Origin of the sequence: Bradyrhizobium sp. SPXBL-04 (assembly GCF_051853035.1) — a bacterium.
GTDB classification, from domain to species: domain Bacteria; phylum Pseudomonadota; class Alphaproteobacteria; order Rhizobiales; family Xanthobacteraceae; genus Bradyrhizobium; species Bradyrhizobium zhanjiangense.
In genome coordinates, this window is the sequence record NZ_CP182472.1 from 4,978,402 (window position 1) to 4,994,316 (window position 15,915).

The 15,915-nt window shown below is 63.3% G+C and carries 16 protein-coding genes and 1 pseudogene; 12 read left to right on the plus strand and 5 right to left on the minus strand.

The window, feature by feature from the left end:
* Positions 1 to 121: 121 nt before the first annotated feature.
* The 10 genes from lptF to ACNJX8_RS23720 all read left to right on the plus strand — a co-directional run bounded on the left by lptF (position 122) and on the right by ACNJX8_RS23720 (position 9,911).
* Entirely contained in the window at positions 122 to 1,291 is a 1,170-nt protein-coding gene (gene lptF, locus ACNJX8_RS23675; RefSeq protein WP_128934253.1) for an LPS export ABC transporter permease LptF, read from the plus strand.
* Positions 1,288 to 2,385: an LPS export ABC transporter permease LptG gene (gene lptG, locus ACNJX8_RS23680; protein ID WP_439356920.1), complete on the plus strand. Its 1,098-nt coding sequence runs from the start codon at positions 1,288 to 1,290 to the stop codon at positions 2,383 to 2,385. The genes lptF and lptG overlap by 4 nt, the downstream gene beginning before the upstream one ends.
* Positions 2,385 to 4,871 (plus strand): LPS-assembly protein LptD, encoded by a 2,487-nt coding sequence (locus ACNJX8_RS23685; protein WP_439356922.1) that lies wholly within the window; start codon positions 2,385 to 2,387, stop codon positions 4,869 to 4,871. Before lptG ends, ACNJX8_RS23685 begins: the two co-directional genes overlap by 1 nt.
* A gap of 68 nt (positions 4,872 to 4,939) precedes the next feature.
* Positions 4,940 to 5,866 (plus strand): SurA N-terminal domain-containing protein, encoded by a 927-nt coding sequence (locus tag ACNJX8_RS23690; protein ID WP_164935059.1) that lies wholly within the window; start codon positions 4,940 to 4,942, stop codon positions 5,864 to 5,866.
* Positions 5,866 to 6,891, plus strand: coding sequence for a 4-hydroxythreonine-4-phosphate dehydrogenase PdxA (gene pdxA / locus ACNJX8_RS23695; protein ID WP_439356924.1), 1,026 nt, complete (start codon positions 5,866 to 5,868; stop codon positions 6,889 to 6,891). Before ACNJX8_RS23690 ends, pdxA begins: the two co-directional genes overlap by 1 nt.
* On the plus strand, positions 6,891 to 7,748 hold the full coding sequence (rsmA, locus tag ACNJX8_RS23700) for a 16S rRNA (adenine(1518)-N(6)/adenine(1519)-N(6))-dimethyltransferase RsmA (RefSeq protein WP_439356925.1): 858 nt from the start codon (positions 6,891 to 6,893) through the stop codon (positions 7,746 to 7,748). The genes pdxA and rsmA overlap by 1 nt, the downstream gene beginning before the upstream one ends.
* A 93-nt stretch (positions 7,749 to 7,841) precedes the next feature.
* Positions 7,842 to 8,900 (plus strand): alcohol dehydrogenase, encoded by a 1,059-nt coding sequence (locus tag ACNJX8_RS23705; RefSeq protein ID WP_439356927.1) that lies wholly within the window; start codon positions 7,842 to 7,844, stop codon positions 8,898 to 8,900.
* 155 nt (positions 8,901 to 9,055) lie between these two features.
* Positions 9,056 to 9,292: a hypothetical protein gene (locus ACNJX8_RS23710; RefSeq protein ID WP_439356928.1), complete on the plus strand. Its 237-nt coding sequence runs from the start codon at positions 9,056 to 9,058 to the stop codon at positions 9,290 to 9,292.
* Positions 9,293 to 9,527: 235 nt separating this feature from the next.
* Positions 9,528 to 9,719 (plus strand): hypothetical protein, encoded by a 192-nt coding sequence (locus ACNJX8_RS23715; protein WP_439356930.1) that lies wholly within the window; start codon positions 9,528 to 9,530, stop codon positions 9,717 to 9,719.
* 3 nt (positions 9,720 to 9,722) lie between these two features.
* The gene (locus ACNJX8_RS23720; protein WP_091892838.1) at positions 9,723 to 9,911 is read left to right on the plus strand and encodes a hypothetical protein; all 189 of its coding nucleotides are present in this window, start codon (positions 9,723 to 9,725) and stop codon (positions 9,909 to 9,911) included.
* Positions 9,912 to 9,966: 55 nt separating this feature from the next.
* Here ACNJX8_RS23720 and ACNJX8_RS23725 read toward each other — a convergent pair whose 3' ends face one another.
* Positions 9,967 to 10,194, minus strand: a complete 228-nt coding sequence (locus ACNJX8_RS23725; RefSeq protein WP_439356931.1) for a hypothetical protein — start codon at positions 10,192 to 10,194, stop codon at positions 9,967 to 9,969.
* A gap of 85 nt (positions 10,195 to 10,279) precedes the next feature.
* On the minus strand, positions 10,280 to 11,011 hold the full coding sequence (locus ACNJX8_RS23730; RefSeq protein WP_439356932.1) for a Crp/Fnr family transcriptional regulator: 732 nt from the start codon (positions 11,009 to 11,011) through the stop codon (positions 10,280 to 10,282).
* Positions 11,012 to 11,169: 158 nt separating this feature from the next.
* Here ACNJX8_RS23730 and ACNJX8_RS23735 point away from each other — a divergent pair, with 158 nt between their 5' ends.
* Positions 11,170 to 11,403, plus strand: coding sequence for a hypothetical protein (locus ACNJX8_RS23735; protein WP_439356934.1), 234 nt, complete (start codon positions 11,170 to 11,172; stop codon positions 11,401 to 11,403).
* Between the two features lie 358 nt (positions 11,404 to 11,761).
* On the opposite strand, the pseudogene ACNJX8_RS23740 reads toward ACNJX8_RS23735, so the two are convergent.
* Positions 11,762 to 12,750 (minus strand): annotated as a pseudogene (locus ACNJX8_RS23740) (ABC transporter substrate-binding protein).
* 379 nt (positions 12,751 to 13,129) lie between these two features.
* Here ACNJX8_RS23740 and ACNJX8_RS23745 point away from each other — a divergent pair.
* Complete coding sequence (locus tag ACNJX8_RS23745) at positions 13,130 to 13,735, plus strand: YdeI/OmpD-associated family protein (RefSeq protein WP_439356935.1); 606 nt, start codon at positions 13,130 to 13,132, stop codon at positions 13,733 to 13,735.
* A gap of 424 nt (positions 13,736 to 14,159) precedes the next feature.
* On the opposite strand, the gene ACNJX8_RS23750 is transcribed toward ACNJX8_RS23745, so the two are convergent.
* Together ACNJX8_RS23750 and ACNJX8_RS23755 are read right to left on the minus strand one after the other, a co-directional pair.
* Positions 14,160 to 15,134: an ABC transporter substrate-binding protein gene (locus ACNJX8_RS23750; RefSeq protein WP_439356937.1), complete on the minus strand. Its 975-nt coding sequence runs from the start codon at positions 15,132 to 15,134 to the stop codon at positions 14,160 to 14,162.
* A 157-nt stretch (positions 15,135 to 15,291) separates the two neighbouring features.
* The gene (locus ACNJX8_RS23755) at positions 15,292 to 15,696 is read right to left on the minus strand and encodes an MAPEG family protein (RefSeq protein ID WP_128934268.1); all 405 of its coding nucleotides are present in this window, start codon (positions 15,694 to 15,696) and stop codon (positions 15,292 to 15,294) included.
* Positions 15,697 to 15,915: the final 219 nt, after the last annotated feature.

Sequence of the window (15,915 nt, forward strand, 5' to 3'; positions counted from 1 at the left end):
AGAGAGAGTAAGCTGGCGGAACCGATGGCTGGCCGTCCCTTGGGGATCCCGTTGCGGGATTGGGGCGGGCAGCCGGATTCCCGCCGGCATTGGGGTCTTGGTGGGATTCGTGCAGTAGCGCATGGGGTCGATCGATAGGTATATCTTCCGCACGACGCTGGCGTCGTTTGCGCTGGTCCTGGTCAGCCTCACCGGCGTGATCTGGATTACGCAGGCGTTGCGCGGCATCGACCTGATGACGAGCCAGGGTCAGACCATCCTCACCTTCCTCGGCATCACCAGCCTCGTCATCCCGGCCCTGGTCCTGATCATCTCGCCGATCGCGTTGATGATCGCGATCTCGCACACGCTGAACAAGCTGGCGACCGATTCCGAGATCATCGTGATGAATGCGGCGGGCTTCTCGCCATTCCGTCTGTTCTATCCGTTCTTCTATGCGACCTGCGTGGTGGCGCTGCTGGTCGCCTTCATCGCGGCCTATCTTGCCCCCGACGGCATGCGGCGGATCAAGCAGTGGGACGCCGAGATCACCGCCGACGTGCTCACCAACATCCTGCAGCCCGGCCGCTTCGCCCAGCTCGACAAGAATCTGACGATCCGGATCCGCGAGCGCCAGCCCGGCGGCATCCTCGCCGGCATCTTCATCGACGACCGCCGCGATCCGAACGAGCGCGTCTCGATCGTCGCCGAGCACGGCGAGGTCGTGAAGAACGACACCGGATCGTTCCTGGTGCTGGAGACGGGCAATCTCCAGCGCTTCGAGGCCGGCAAGCGCGATCCGGCGCTGGTGGCGTTCGGCCGTTACGGCTTCGACATGTCGAAATTCTCCGGCCAGGGCCGCGACGTCACCCTCGGTATCCGCGAACGCTATCTCTGGGAGCTGTTCTCGCCGTCCGAGGACGATCCCGTCTACAAGCAGATCCCCGGTCAGTTCCGCTCGGCCCTGCACGACAGCATCTTGGCGCCGATCTATCCGTTCGCTTTTGCCGTGCTGACCTTCGCGTTCCTGGGTGCGCCCCGCACCACCCGCCAGAGCCGCAATTTCTCGATCGGCTCCTCGATCCTCGCGGTGTTCGGCCTGCGCATGGCCGGCTTCGCCTGCTCGGTGATGGCGGTGAAATCGCCGGGCGCGGTGCTGGTGCAATACGCGATGGTCATGGGCGCCATCGGCGTCGGGCTCTGGATGATCATCGGCGGCGTCGTGGTCGAGCCGCCCCCCGGCCTGATGGAGGCCATCAACAGATCGAACGCGCGGATCGCGCGGCTGTTCGGACGGCCGGCCACCGCATGAGCATGCTCACCAACACACTCGGGCGCTATTTCGCCGGCCGCTTCGTGGTCGCCGCGCTCGGCGTGTTCGCCAGCATCTTCCTGCTGCTGGTGCTGGTCGACTACATCGAGATGGTGCGCAAGACCTCCGGCCTCGCATCCGCCTCGGCGATCATGGTGGCCGAGACCTCGCTATTCCGGGTGCCGCAGTTGCTGGAGAAGCTGACGCCGTTCTGCATGCTGATCGGCGCCATGACCTGCTATCTCGCGCTCTCCCGCCGGCTCGAGCTCGTGGTCGCGCGCGCCGCCGGCATCTCGGCCTGGCAGTTCATCTCGCCGGCGCTCGGCAGCGCCCTGCTGATCGGAGTGATCGCCACCGTCGCCTACAATCCGATGTCGGCCAACTTGCGCGAGCTCTCCAAGCGCATGGAGGCGGAGCTGTTCGGCTCGGCGCCCGGCGGCGGCATCCAGGATGCGTCCGGCTTCTGGCTCAATCAGGTGACCAACGACGGCCAGACCATCATCAATGCCGCGCGCAGCGAGCAGCAGGGCATCCGGCTCACCGGCCTCACGCTGTTCCGATTTGACACAGAGCAGCACTTCAAGGAACGCATCGAGGCGCGCGAGGCGACGCTGGAGGCCGGCCATTGGCTGTTCAAGGACGTCCGACGCTTCTCGCTGGACTCCCCGCCGGTCGATCAGGCCCACCTCGAGATTCCGACGACGCTGACCGAAGCTCAGGTCCGCAACAGCTTTTCCACACCCGAGACTGTGTCCTTTTGGCAACTACCGAGCTACATCCGCTCGTCCGAAAGCTCGGGCTTCGCGACAGCAGGATACCGACTCCAGTATCACAAGCTTCTGGCACAGCCGTTTTTGCTGGCGGCCATGGTGATGCTGGCAGCCTCCGTGTCGTTGCGCTTCTTCCGGATGGGCGGCGTGCAGAAGATGGTTTTGAGTGGCGTGGGCGCGGGCTTTCTGCTCTACGTCCTGTCGAAAGTAACTGAGGACTTGAGCAAGGCTGAGTTGATGCATCCGATCGCTGCGGCGTGGTTGCCCGTTGTGGTGGGCGGCCTCACCGGCTTTTTGGCCTTGCTCTATCAGGAGGACGGATAGTGACTGCCGTCCACCGAGGGCTCGTGTCTCGTTCGACGCGCAGCACATTGGTGCGCGCGAACGGGTGCGGCTGGTCCGTCCGCAGGCTTCTGCTCGCTGTCGCCGCTGCCGCCTCGCTCGGCGGGCTGATCGACGTTGCCGCAGTGGTGCCCGCCTCCGCCCAGTACACCTATAATCCGCTGCCGCCGCGTCCGAAGCCGCAGAGGGCTCCCAACGACAACCAGATGCTGGTGCAGGCGACCGAGGTCGACTACGACTACAACAACTCGCGCGTCTCCGCGGTCGGTAACGTCCAGCTGTTCTACAACGGCACCAGCGTCGAGGCCGACAGGGTCATCTACGACCAGAAGACCAAGCGGCTTCATGCCGAAGGCAACATCCGCATGACGGATGCCGACGGCAAGATCACCTATGCCGAGATCATGGATCTCTCCGACGATTACCGCGACGGTTTCGTCGATTCGCTGCGCGTGGATACCGCCGACCAGACCCGCATGGCCGCGAGCCGCGCCGACCGCTCCAGCGGCAATTACACGGTGTTCGAGAACGGCGTCTACACCGCCTGCGCGCCGTGTAAGGACGATCCGAAGAAGCCGCCGCTGTGGCAGGTCAAGGGTGCGCGCATCATCCACGACCAGCAGGAGAAGATGCTGTATTTCGAGACGGCACAGCTCGAATTCTTCGGCGTGCCGCTCGCCTACATGCCCTATTTCTCGACGCCCGACCCGACCGTGAAGCGCAAGTCCGGCTTCCTGATGCCGGGCTATTTCCCGGGCACGACGAACACCGGATTTGGCGCCGAAATTCCCTACTATTGGGCGATCGCGCCCGACATGGACGCAACCATCACGCCCCGCTTCATGTCGCGGCAAGGCGTGATGCTGCAGGGCGAATTCCGGCAGCGCCTGATCGACGGCGCCTACCAGATCCGCGCTTATGGCATCGACCAGCTCGATCCGGGAGCGTTCGCCGGGCAGCCCGGTGACCGCCAATTCCGCGGCGCCGTCGACACCAAGGGTCAGTTCGCGCTGAACGACAAATGGGTCTGGGGTTGGGACGGCGTCCTGATGTCCGACTACTATTTCTTCTCGGACTATCGGCTCTATCAGTACCGCGATCCGCTCGGCTCGTTCCTGCTGCTGCCGACGGAAGCGCTGTCGCAGCTCTATCTGACCGGCGTCGGCAATCGCAGCTTCTTCGATGCGCGCACGATGTACTGGCTGAGCTATTCGGGCAACCAGAGCCAGGTGCCGATCGTCTATCCGGTGATCGACTACTCGAACGTGCTCAACTATCCGGTCTTCGGCGGCGAGTTCAGCTACAAGACCAATTTCGTGAACCTGTCGCGTGACGGCTCGGTGTTCGATCCGATCACGACGACCGCCAACACCAACAGCCTGTGCACGACGGCGTCGGCCGATCCGCTGGCCCGTCTGCCTTCGCAGTGCCTGTTGCGCGGCTTCCCCGGCACCTACACCCGCCTCACCGCGGAAGCGCAGTGGCGCAAGTCCTTCACCGATCCGTTCGGCCAGATCTGGACGCCGTTCGCCAGTCTGCGCGCCGACGCGATCAATTCCTCGGTCTCCAACCAGCCGGGCGTGTCGAACTTCCTGCCCGTCGGCGACACCCAGGCGTTCCGCCTGATGCCGACCGTTGGCCTGGAATACCGCTATCCCTTCATCAACATTCAGCCCTGGGGCTCGACCACCGTCGAGCCGATCGCGCAGATCATCATCCGGCCGAACGAGACCTATGCCGGCAAGCTCCCGAACGAGGACGCCCAGAGCATGGTGTTCGACGCTTCGAACCTTTTCAGCGTCGACAAGTTCTCCGGCTACGACCGCGTCGAGGGCGGCGGCCGCGCCAATGTCGGCGTGCAGTCCACCACGCAGTTCGACAAGGGCGGCGCCGTCAAGGTGCTGTTCGGCCAGTCCTACCACCTGTTCGGCCTGAACTCCTTCGCGGTCCAGGACACCATCAATACCGGCCTCAATTCCGGTCTCGACAAGCCGCGTTCCGATTACGTCACGAGCGCGAGCTACTCACCCAACAGCACTTATACATTCAGCGTCCGCTCCCGCATGGACGAGCAGACCTGGAACGTCCAGCGTTTCGAGGCGGAAGGCCGCGCCAATTTCAATCGCTGGTCGGTCGCCGTGCTCTACGGCAATTACGCAGCGCAGCCGGAACTCGGCTATCTGACCCGCCGCGAGGGCATCCTGACGACAGGCTCGCTGAAGGTCGCCTCCAACTGGGTGGTGTCGGGCTCGGCCCGCTGGGATTTGGAGGCCAACAAGATCAACCAGTATGTGCTCGGCGCCGGTTATGTCGACGATTGCTTCGTGCTGGCGGCGAACTATGTAACTTCCTATAGCTATTCCGCGGGCAGTGCACCGCCCGTGCTGAGCCACGCGTTCATGTTCCAGATCGGCCTGCGCACGCTGGCGACCTCGTCGACGACCAGCGGTTCCTCGGGCCTCCAGTGAGCGGTTTGAAGTGCTGGCCGCGCTTGCCTCACCACAGGCTCGACGCAGCTGACATGCGAGCGATAACCATGACGATTCCGTTGCCGATCTTCCGCCTCCTTCTCGTCCTCGCCGCCCTGTTCCTGGTCGGTGTGCCGGCGCGGGCGCAGAACATCGTGGTCATGGTCAACGGCGATCCGATCACCGATTTCGACATCGAGCAGCGCTCGAAGCTCGACCAGCTCACGACGCAGAAGGCGCCGAGCCGCGAGCAGGTCATCAACGAGCTGATCGACGACAAGGTGAAGATGAAGGAAGGCAAGAAGTACGGGGTCGATCCCGGCGTCTCCGACATCAACCAATCCTATGAGGGCATGGCGCAGCGCATGCGCATCACGCCGGAGCAGCTCACCAAGTCGCTCGAATCCAAGGGCGTGCGCCCCGAGACGCTGAAGAGCCGCATGAAGTCCGAGATGGTCTGGACCAGCCTCGTACGCGGCCGCTACAAGGAGAAGCTGCTCGTCGGCGAGCGTGACGTCGCGCAGGCCGTGCAAGCGCAGAGCGGCGAGAAGCTCCAGATCGAGGGCACCGAATACAAGATGCAGCCGATCGTGCTGATCGTGCCGCGCGGCTCGTCCGCGGCGTTCCTGGAAACACGCAAGAAGGAAGCCGACAGCTATCGCGCGCGCGTCGGAAGCTGCGAGGAAGCCAACTCGCTGTTCCGCTCGACGCCGAACGCCACCATCCGCGACAGCATCACCAAGACCACCGCGGAACTACCCGAGGCGCTGCGCAAGGTGCTCGACGACACGCCGATCGGCCATCTGACCGCGCCCGAGGTGACCAAGGCCGGCATCGAGATGGTGGTGCTGTGCTCGCGCAAGCCGACCATGATCGACACGCCGAAGAAACGCGAGGTCCGCGAGAAGATGTATCAAGAGAAGTACGAGAAGACCCAGAAGGCCTATCTCGAAGAGCTCCGCAAGGCGGCGATGATCGAATATCGCAACCGCTGATGGCCGAGCCTTCCGCAGCGCGCCCGGCAAAACCCCTCGCCCTGACCCTGGGAGAGCCCGCTGGCATCGGCCCCGACATCACCATCGCTGCCTGGCTCAGGCGCCGTGAGCTGAACCTGCGCGCCTTTTACCTGCTCGGCGACGAGGCGCTGATCGCCCGGCGCGCCAGGGCGCTCGGCGCCGACATCAGGATCGCCGCGGTGAATCCCGGCGAGGTCGAGGCCGCCTTCACCGAGGCTCTGCCCGTGGTTGCCACCGGCGAGCATGCCACGGCCGAGCCCGGCAAGCCCGACGCATCGAGCGCGCCGGCCGCGCTCGCCTCGATCCGCCAGGCGGTCGCTGACGTGCGCGAGGGCCGCGCCGGCGCCGTCGTCACCAATCCGATCGCCAAGAGCGTGCTCTACCGCGCAGGCTTCCGTCATCCCGGCCACACCGAATATCTCGCCGAGCTCGCCGCGACGGACGGCCACGTCCCGCAGCCGGTGATGATGCTGTGGTCGCCGCAGCTCGCCGTGGTGCCGGTGACCATTCACGTCTCGCTGCGCGAGGCGCTGGCCCAGCTCACGAGCGAGCTGATCGTCTCGACCGTTCGCATCGTCGCAACCGAGCTCAAATCCCGCTTCGGCATCACGGCGCCGCGCATCGCGGTCTCCGGCCTCAATCCGCACGCCGGCGAGGACGGCTCGCTCGGCCACGAGGAGCAGACCATCATCGCGCCGGCGCTGAAAGCGCTGCGCAACGACGGCATCGAGGCCAGGGGCCCGCTGCCTGCCGACACCATGTTCCACGAGGCTGCGCGACAGACCTATGACTGCGCGGTCTGCATGTATCACGACCAGGCGCTGATCCCGATCAAGACGGTCGCTTTCGACGACGCCGTCAACGTCACGCTCGGCCTGCCCTTCATCCGCACCTCACCCGATCATGGCACCGCCTTCGACATCGCCGGCACCGGCAAGGCCAATCCGGCGAGCCTGATCGCGGCGCTTCGGCTCGCCAGCCGCATGGCGGCTGAAGACCTCTGATGAGCGCGATCGACGACCTCCCGCCGCTGCGCGAGGTCATCCGCCAGCATGCGCTGTCGGCCCGCAAATCACTTGGCCAAAACTTTGTGCTCGACCTCAATCTCACCGCGCGCATCGCGCGCGCCGCCGCGCCGCTCGAGGATGCCACCATCGTCGAGATCGGCCCCGGCCCGGGCGGGCTGACGCGCGCTTTGCTCGCGCTCGGCGCGAGGCGCGTCATCGCCATCGAGCATGACGATCGCGCGATCCCGGCGCTACGGGATATCGCCGCGCGTTATCCCGGCCGGCTGGAGATCGTGCATGGCGATGCCATGACCTTCGACCCGCGTCCGCTGCTCGACGGCGAAAGAGCAAAGATCGTCGCCAACCTGCCCTACAACATCGCGACCCAGCTCCTGATCAATTGGCTCACGATCGAGCCCTGGCCGCCCTGGTACGAGATGATGGTGCTGATGTTCCAGCGCGAGGTCGGCGAGCGCATCGTCGCGCATGAGGACGAGGAGGCCTATGGCCGGCTCGGCGTGCTCGCCAACTGGCGCTGCGAGACCAAGATCCTGTTCGACATTTCGCCCTCCGCCTTCGTGCCGCCGCCGAAGGTCACCTCCTCCGTGGTGCGGCTGAAGCCGCGCGCAGAACCTCTGGCCTGCGATCGCAGGCTGCTCGAGCAGGTCGCAGCCGCAGCTTTCGGCCAGCGCCGCAAGATGCTGCGGCAAAGCCTGAAATCGCTGGGCGTCGATCCCGCGCGGCTCGCGCAAGCTGCCGGCGTCGATGCGACCCGTCGCGCGGAGACCATTCCGATTGCGGGCTTTGTTGCCATGGCCTGTGAATTGGCCAATATACGAAGCGAAGAAGCATGATCCGGACCCGGAGGGCCGCGCTAGTGCAAAGTGTGAAGCGGTTTTCCGAAACAGATCATGCTCAAACAATGAGATAATTTCGGAGGAAAGAATATGGCGCTGATGCGCAGGCAGTCCCTGGTCAAGTTCGACGCGCCCTTGTGCGAGACCATCGTCGACACGCCCAAGCCGCAAGGTCGCGAGGTGCTGGTGCGCATCGAGCGCTGCGGCCTCTGCCACTCCGACCTGCACATCCAGGACGGCTACGCCGATCTCGGCGGCGGCAAGAAGCTCGACACCACGCGCGGCATGACGCTGCCCTTCACGCTCGGCCATGAGATCGCCGGCGTCGTCGATGAAGTCGGCCCCGACGTTCCCGCCGGACTCGTCGGCGCGAAGAAGGCGGTGTTTCCGTGGATCGGCTGCGGCCAGTGCCGCGACTGCCGGAACGGCGACGAGAATCTCTGCGTCAAGCAGCGCTTCCTCGGCGTCTCCATCGACGGCGGCTTTGCCACCCATGTGCTGGTGCCCGACGCCAAATATCTGCTCGATTACGATCCCCTGCCCGTCAATCAGGCCGCGACCTTGATGTGCTCCGGCGTGACAGCCTACGGCGCGCTCAAGCGTCTGGTCGACCGTCCGCGCCAGCGCAACCTCCTCCTGATCGGGCTCGGCGGCGTCGGCATGATGGGCCTGTCGTTCGCCCAGGCGATGTTCAAGCAGCCGATTACGGTCGCCGACCTCTCACCGGCCGCGCGCGAGACCGCGCTCAAGAACGGCGCCGCGACCGCCTACGATCCGGCCGAGCCTGACGTGATCAAGCGCATCCTCAAGGAGACCGAGGGCGGCTTCGACGAGATCGTCGATTTCGCCGGCAACGAGAAGTCGATGGCGTTTGCCGTCGCGGTCGCCGCACGCGGCGGCAAGATCGTGGTCTCCGGTCTGATGGGCGGCCAGTTCACGCTGCCGATGGTGCAATGGGTCTACAAGCGCATGACCATCGAGGGCTTCATGGTCGGCACGCTCGCGGAAGCCCAGGAGCTGATGGCGCTGGCACGCGCCGGCAAGATCAAGCCGACGCCGATGCGCGAGGAGCCGATGGGCGACGTCCAGAAATGGATCGACGAGCTTCGCGCCGGCAAGGTGGTCGGTCGCATCGTGCTCAAGAACTGAGATGCGCTGAAACCCGCGAATCAAGCGCCGGCGTAACCGACGCCGTCGCCGCCGCGTCCGTGGCGCGATCAACGGCCGGGGTTCCGCTGACACATATTGGTCCGGGACACGACCCCGCGTGCGGAACGGGCGCGGCTGCACGGCGTTGGCAGCGCATGACCATTCGCTGCACCGTCGAGAACGCATTCTTCATTGCCTGGAGCTTCCTGGAGAAGAGCGGCGAGCTCGGTCCGCCGGATGAGTCCGCAAACGTCATCCTCGATGCCATCGAGGCGCAGCTCAAGACCGGCGAGCGCCGGCCGTTGATGCTCGCCAACAGGGCGATCGCCCGCTACCGCGAGTACGTCGCGCGTAGCTGCTCGCCGGACGAACGCGAAGCACGGCTTGGATAGACGCACGGCTTGGACAATGGTATTCGCTCGGCAGCTGCGGCGCCGATCGCCGTCGCAGATGTGTTCGCTCCTGAACAGGCCGCCACGTGCAGCCGGCGCCCGATGCCCGTAGTTCTCCGGCCAAGAACAGAGTTCAATCGTGTTTAGAACGCTTTAGAACGTAACAGCACCATTTGGAACGTCGCGAACGTTCATTGCGTTGATCTCACATCAGGCAACGATGGAGTCGATGCGCATGACGAAGCCGTTGACGAAAACGGTGCGCCCCGTTCCCAAGCAGAACCGGAGTCCCAAGGGCGCCGGCAGCGCGCCGTCAGTTCCCGTCGACACCACCAAGGGTCGCCGCGACGACGAGAAGCAGAACATTCGTGAGCAGGCTGCGCATGGCAACCTCACCCAGAACACCAGCAACAGGCGCATGGGGTAGACGATGAAGGTGTTGGACGTGACGACTCCCGGCCGATGGTACGATCCCATCTCGGAGCGCTGGATTGAGCCGCGCGACACGCGGACCGCAACGCCGCCTCGTGCGGAGGACGATGCCGTCTTCGAACGTCAAAGGACCTTGCAGATCGAACGCATCTGGCGCGCGCTGGTCGATTGCTGCGCGCGCGAATGAGACAGGTGATACAATTGCAAGACCGGCTTGGATGGCGTTGGCCACGCCTGCACCCTTATTTTTTCTTGCCGTCGGTCCTGCTCTCTCCCTTGGACATATCCTTCGTGCCGGGCCGCTTTGCCTGATTTGCATTCATGCCGGTGGTATCCATCGCCCCTTTCTCAGTGGCGCCGTTGGTGTTCTCCGGCCTTTCCATGCCGCTCTGCGGAGCGGGCCCAGTATTCTGGGCAATCGCGGACCCGGTCATGGCGGCAAACGCGATCGCTGCGATGAGCGCTTTCATGGGCATCTCCCTCGTTTCATGAATGACGTGCCCGGGAGAGAGTTGTTCCCAGCCCGAGCTGGACCGCGCACTGGCGCACACGCCGTCACAGTGCCGATTGACGCTTCAGATGCAGATAGGCCGGGCTGAAATCGCCGAGCCGCTGCAATTCGCGCCATTTCAGCATGATCAGCTCACCGTCGCGCAGATCCATGGCTTCGCTCCGCCTGAGATCGGCAAGCGTCCGGTTCACGGTCGCAATCGCCATGCCCAGCGTCTCGGCGAGCTGGGCCAGGCTGATCGGCATCCGGCAGCGATTGCCGCGGACCAGCTGCGCGGCGCGGGCGCGATAGAACAGCTCGCAGAACAGGTGCGCCATGCGCGCCTGCATGGGACGGGCGCTGTTGTTGGTGATGGCCTCGCGAAAGATCGCGGCATCGAGCAGCGTCTCGCGCCAGACGGCAAACCCGAAAGTGGGCCGCCGTCGGAAGGCGGCGAACAATTCGCGATGCGGGATGAAGGCGATCGAAGCCGGCCCCAGCGCACTCAGCCCATGATCCATCTCATCGATGAACAGGCCCTGCGCGTCCGGAAGATCGCCGGTGAGATGGAACGCGAGATATTGCCGCCGCCCGCTGCCGAGCAGATGGTAGCGCGCGACCATGCCGGAGACGACCAGCGCCGAATGTTCAGGTTCATCGCCCTGACGGATGAAATCCTCGTTCGGCGCAAAGTCGCGAACCGTGAAGGTGAGCGCCCGGATTTCGGCGACATCCTCCTCCGCCAGCGCGGTGTGCTCCCACAGGTTCCGGATCAGCACGTCGTAGGCTTTATCCATGCGGCCGCCAAAAATCGCACCGGTTCGATCAAATGATACATCTGGCCGGTATTCAGCGGACTAGAACGCAAGTCGGAAGCACAGGTTGCTAACCGGTTTGCGACGGCACCGGATCGCTTCCTCCCCTCCATCACCCAGCGAACCGAGCCGCCCATCTCATGAGCCCTACTGCGATCCTTAAGCGCATCCGCCGCCTGTTCGCGTCGGAGCGAAGCGAGCATCTGGACAGCATCAACGACGCCTTCCTCAAGGGAACGTTGAACGAGCCGGTGCGGCCGATGTCGGATCAGGAGCTCGCCCGCGCCATCCGCGAGTTCCGCGCCGCGCCCGTCTCCGACCGGACCCTCGCAAAGCTCTCCCGGCGCTTCGTCGAAGTGCCCCGCGACGGCTGAGGCGCGCACCGAGTCTCATGCCGCATCGGAAATGGCCCCGGCTTGGTGGCCGGAGCCTCGAACGTGATATGTTCTGGACGCGATCGAGCCTGATCAGCGACAATGCCGCTGGCGATGCCGTGATTCATCTGTCGGCGAGCGAACGCCATCACGCTCGACGGCGTCCACACGGCGAGCCTGAACCCGACCGACTTCCTCCTCATCTGAGTTGCTCTGGGAGCAACGATCTCGCCCCGCCTACAGCGGGGCGAGACGCGGATAGGGCTCAGTCGTCAGGTCCGGCTCTCCTCCGAGACCGGCCTTTTGCGACGGCTTATAGACAGTTCGGCCGAGGGGCCAATAAGCGACGTCATGGTGCCTATTCGATCACGACATCGGCCCACGTCAGCACGGTCGGTGGCATGTTGATGCCGAGTGCTTTGGCGGTCTGGAGGTTTATGACAAGTTCGTACTTGGTCGGCCGTTCGACTGGCAGGTCGCCAGGTTTCGCACCCCTAAAAATCTTGTCGACAAAGGTCGCAGACCGGCGAAACTGATCTGGTAAGTCAATCCCGTAGCTCAAGAGGAAGCCCGCTTCGGCGTATTCTCTCACGGCGGAGATTGCAGGCAGCCGATTTCTGACGGCCATGCCCCCAATCAGGCCGCGATGGTTGAACAGCACCCCATCGCTCAGCACGAGAAGCACCTGCGCGCGTTCTCTCACCATTGTCGCGAACGCTTGTTCAAGTATGTCCGGCCCGCGCGCCTCGGCCGGGACAAGAGTCAACGCCAGCGCTTGGGCAGCTTCCCGCAGCGACGTCAGCCGGTCCTGATTAGGCGCAAAGTCCGGATTCCAGAGAATGCCCACACGCGAGAGGTTCGGCAGAATGTCCTTCAGAAATTCGAGCCGCTTGCCGTTGATCTCATCGCCGGGCTCCGAGCTGAACCCGGTGACGTTGCCCCCCGGCGCGCCAGACTGGCAACAAGTCCGGCACTGACCGGCTCGGCACTGTTGGCCATCACGATCGGGATCGTCCTGGTCGCCTTCATGGCGGCAACCGTGGTCACATTGTTTCCGGAAACGATGACGTCCACGCCGAGCCCGGCCACCTCTGTGGCAAGCGCCGTCAGCCGCCCCATCTCTCCGTCGGCAAAACGGTACTCGATGACGACATTCTCGCCGACGCGGTAGCCAAGGCTCCGCAGGCCCGCTTCGAAGGCTCCAACATTACGAAATGTTTGCTCCCGCGACGCGATCCCGAGATACCCTACCCGGTAGACCGACCTTGCCGGTTGCTGCGCACGCGCGCCGAGCGGCCACGTCGCTGCCGCACCGCCGATCAGCCCCATGAACTCGCGCCGTCTCATTGATCACCACGGAGGAAACGCCCGTCCATGTCCAAAGCCTAGCACTTTGCGGCGAGACAGCGAGTGAGAATGAGCAAATAATCGGATCTCCGAAGCTGCGTCCCAATGTCCGAGATGGGTCAAAGTCGGCGGTCTGCCTTTCTGAAAGCCGCATCCGGTCTACGTTCGTCAGCCGAGGTTTGCACGGGCTTCGAGCCAGGCAGCATCGGGCCAGAATCGAACATCAACCGTCAGCACTTATTGCAAAATCAAAGGCCATCCGGAGGCGGCTTCGCAACTTCAATCTGGTGTTAGTGACTAGTCCGCATGCTGGCTATACAAGCGCGGAACGGCCCGTATCTCATAGGGAATCGTTTAACCGCCTGTGCGAGGAGGATGCATGACCAATGTAAAGGGTCCGATCATATCATTTGCGGACCTGCCATCCATCGAAGCCTATCTGTCTGCACACGAGGGAAGCGAGAGCGACTTTTGGCTTAAGCTCGCTAAAGCCGGCGCACCAGAAGCAACCATCACCAAGGCGCAGGCCATCGAAGCCGCTTTATGTCACGGATGGATCGATGGTCAGCTTGGGAAGTTTGATGAGCATTACTATTTAGTGAGAATGACGCCGCGGCGAAGTGCGAGCCGATGGTCCGCAATCAATCGGGATACGGCGGAGCGTCTTGTTCGCGAAGGGCGCATGCAACCTGCCGGGTTGAGCGAGATCCAGAGAGCCAAGGCCGATGGTCGCTGGAGCGCGGCGTATCAATCCCAGGGCAAAGCCGAACCTCCGTCCGATTTCCTGGCTGCGCTGGCTGAAAATTCGGAAGCAGAACGGGCGTTTGCGACGCTCGACCGTGCCAACAGGTTCGCCTTCGTCTATCGCGTGAACGATGCCAAGCGCCCCGAAACGCGGAATAAGCGAATTCGCGAGTTTGTAGAAATGCTCGCTCGGGGCGAAACCATTCACCCAACCAAAAGCAAGCGGGCTCCAGGGGCCTGACCGAGCAGCGGAGCAGAGAATGAACGCATTGGAGGTTGGCGCAGATCCGCTCGGGGTCAATCGCGTCGGTTGCCCCGCGCCGCTGGGGTTTCCGGTCGGCGCTGCTTAGCGGACGTTATCAGCGCAAATCCGAAAGTCTCAAACGGGCCAATTGAGGAAGTCGAAGTCTGGCTTCGGACATCCTTGGAAGGCTACCTTGGCCGCGCACTCAGAATGAAGCTCGAGTTCGGGCTGACCGTCTGACAAAATTGAACTGAGAGAGTTTTACCACAATATCTCTCTGGCCCGCCAAGGGTCAGGAGCGCCCGTCAGCGCAACCATCGTGCAACGTCCGGTCTCCCGCAGGCAGCCGACATTGCGGCGGCCCTTTCGTTGTTCAGCTGAGGGGCCAATACCCGACTAATGCACACAGCAAGCAGGTCCTCTATTCGATCACCTTGTCGGCCCCGGCGAGCAGCGTCGGCGGGACTTCGAGACCGAGCGCGCTTGCGGTCCTAAGATTGATCGCCAACTCGAACTTGGTAGGCTGTTGCACCGGCAAATCGCCTGGCTTTGCGCCGTTGAAGATCTTGTCGATGAAGGCTGCGAGCTGGAAGTAGAGGTCAGGATAGTTTACGGCGTAGGCGATCAGTCCCCCGGCTTCAACGAACTCGCGGGCTGGGAAGACGGTGGGCACACGGTTGCGGGCTACCCATTCAACGATCATTTGTTGATGCATTTGGGTGAGACCGTCTGCCCCAACGACGAGGCCGTCGATATGCCGTCGCACCACCAGTTCGAATGCGTGGCTCAGGTCACCCTCGCTCCGCACGTCAAGAAGCTCAGCCTCGAGACCCAGCAAGCGTGCCGCTATCTTTGTCTCTTCCCATTCGGCTGGGACAGCTGGATTGCCCATGTTGTGAAGCAACGCAACTCGCGTGAGGCCAGGAACCAGTTCTTTGAGAACCTGAACCCGTTTCGCTGTCAGTTCGGTGCTGAAAGTAATCACCCCCGTGATGTTGCCGGTCGGCCGCGCGAAGCTCGGTACGATCGCACCGGGGCCGCCCATTGTCATCATGACTACTGGAATCGTTCCGGTCGCGTTCTGAACCGCCGTGGTGGCAGGAGTGCCTCTCGCCAGGATCAGGTCGACTTTGAGGCCAACCAATTCGGATGCGAGATCCGGAAACCGCTCGGCCCGACCGTCGGCCGACCGATACTCGATGATCAAGTTGCTTCCTTCGAAGTAACCGAAATCGCGCAGACCTTTGCGCAGAGCCTCCAGGTTGGCGGCGTTCCGTGCCGCCGGTATTGGCTCCAGAATCCCGACGCGATAGACCTTCCCGCCTCGCTGCGCACGCGCTGCGAGCGGCCAAGCCGCAGCGCCGCCGAGCAGCATGATGCATGAGCGCCGGTTCACTCCCGGTCCCTCCGTGCTTCCGACTGGAAGCATAACACACCTCGGCTACAGCAGGAGACTGCTGTGCTGCGGGATTTCGATGCTGCCTCGATTGGGGCGCGTTCTCGGCACGTCCGGTCTGGCCTCAACGGCTGACATGCCGAGCGCGATCCAGTCCTTAGACCATCAGCTTCCATGACCAGTAGATACCTATCGCCATCTGCACGGCGAACGCGGTGAAGCGGAGACTTACTGCTATCGGACTGTTCGACGCGAGATGGATAATCGACTGTACAATCCTTGCGCCGAGAAACCAAAACGCTAGAGGGTCTGTAACATCCGTTCTTGATACCATGATCGCAATCGCCAACAAGCCGCCGAAAATCGGTAGACCTTCGATGCAATTCGCGTGAGCCCGTGCGAGGCGCTGCATGAAGGGCGATAGTCCGGAGTTATCCGGCGTGAAGGCGTTGGCCGCGACCTTTCCAGTCACGACGAGATACGTTCGGATGGTTTCCATCACGACCAGCAGAAGCAGCGCCCACGAGACGAAGCCTGCCAGTGCGTAGCCCGTGTTGGACATGTCCCCTCCCAAGTCATTCCTGCCCTTTGTTCATTTGTAGCCGATCCTCTCCGAACAGGACAAACAGGGCTCCTCCCCTCCTGTCCGCTTCGGGTCCACCTGCTGACAAAGTGTCGTGCGGCCGCCCCGAGGTCTATTGTTATAGATTTGTGATGCTATGGCGCCGCGCTTGATTTACCATCGTTCAACGGGCGGAGAACGCTCGGGGACCTCATGAGT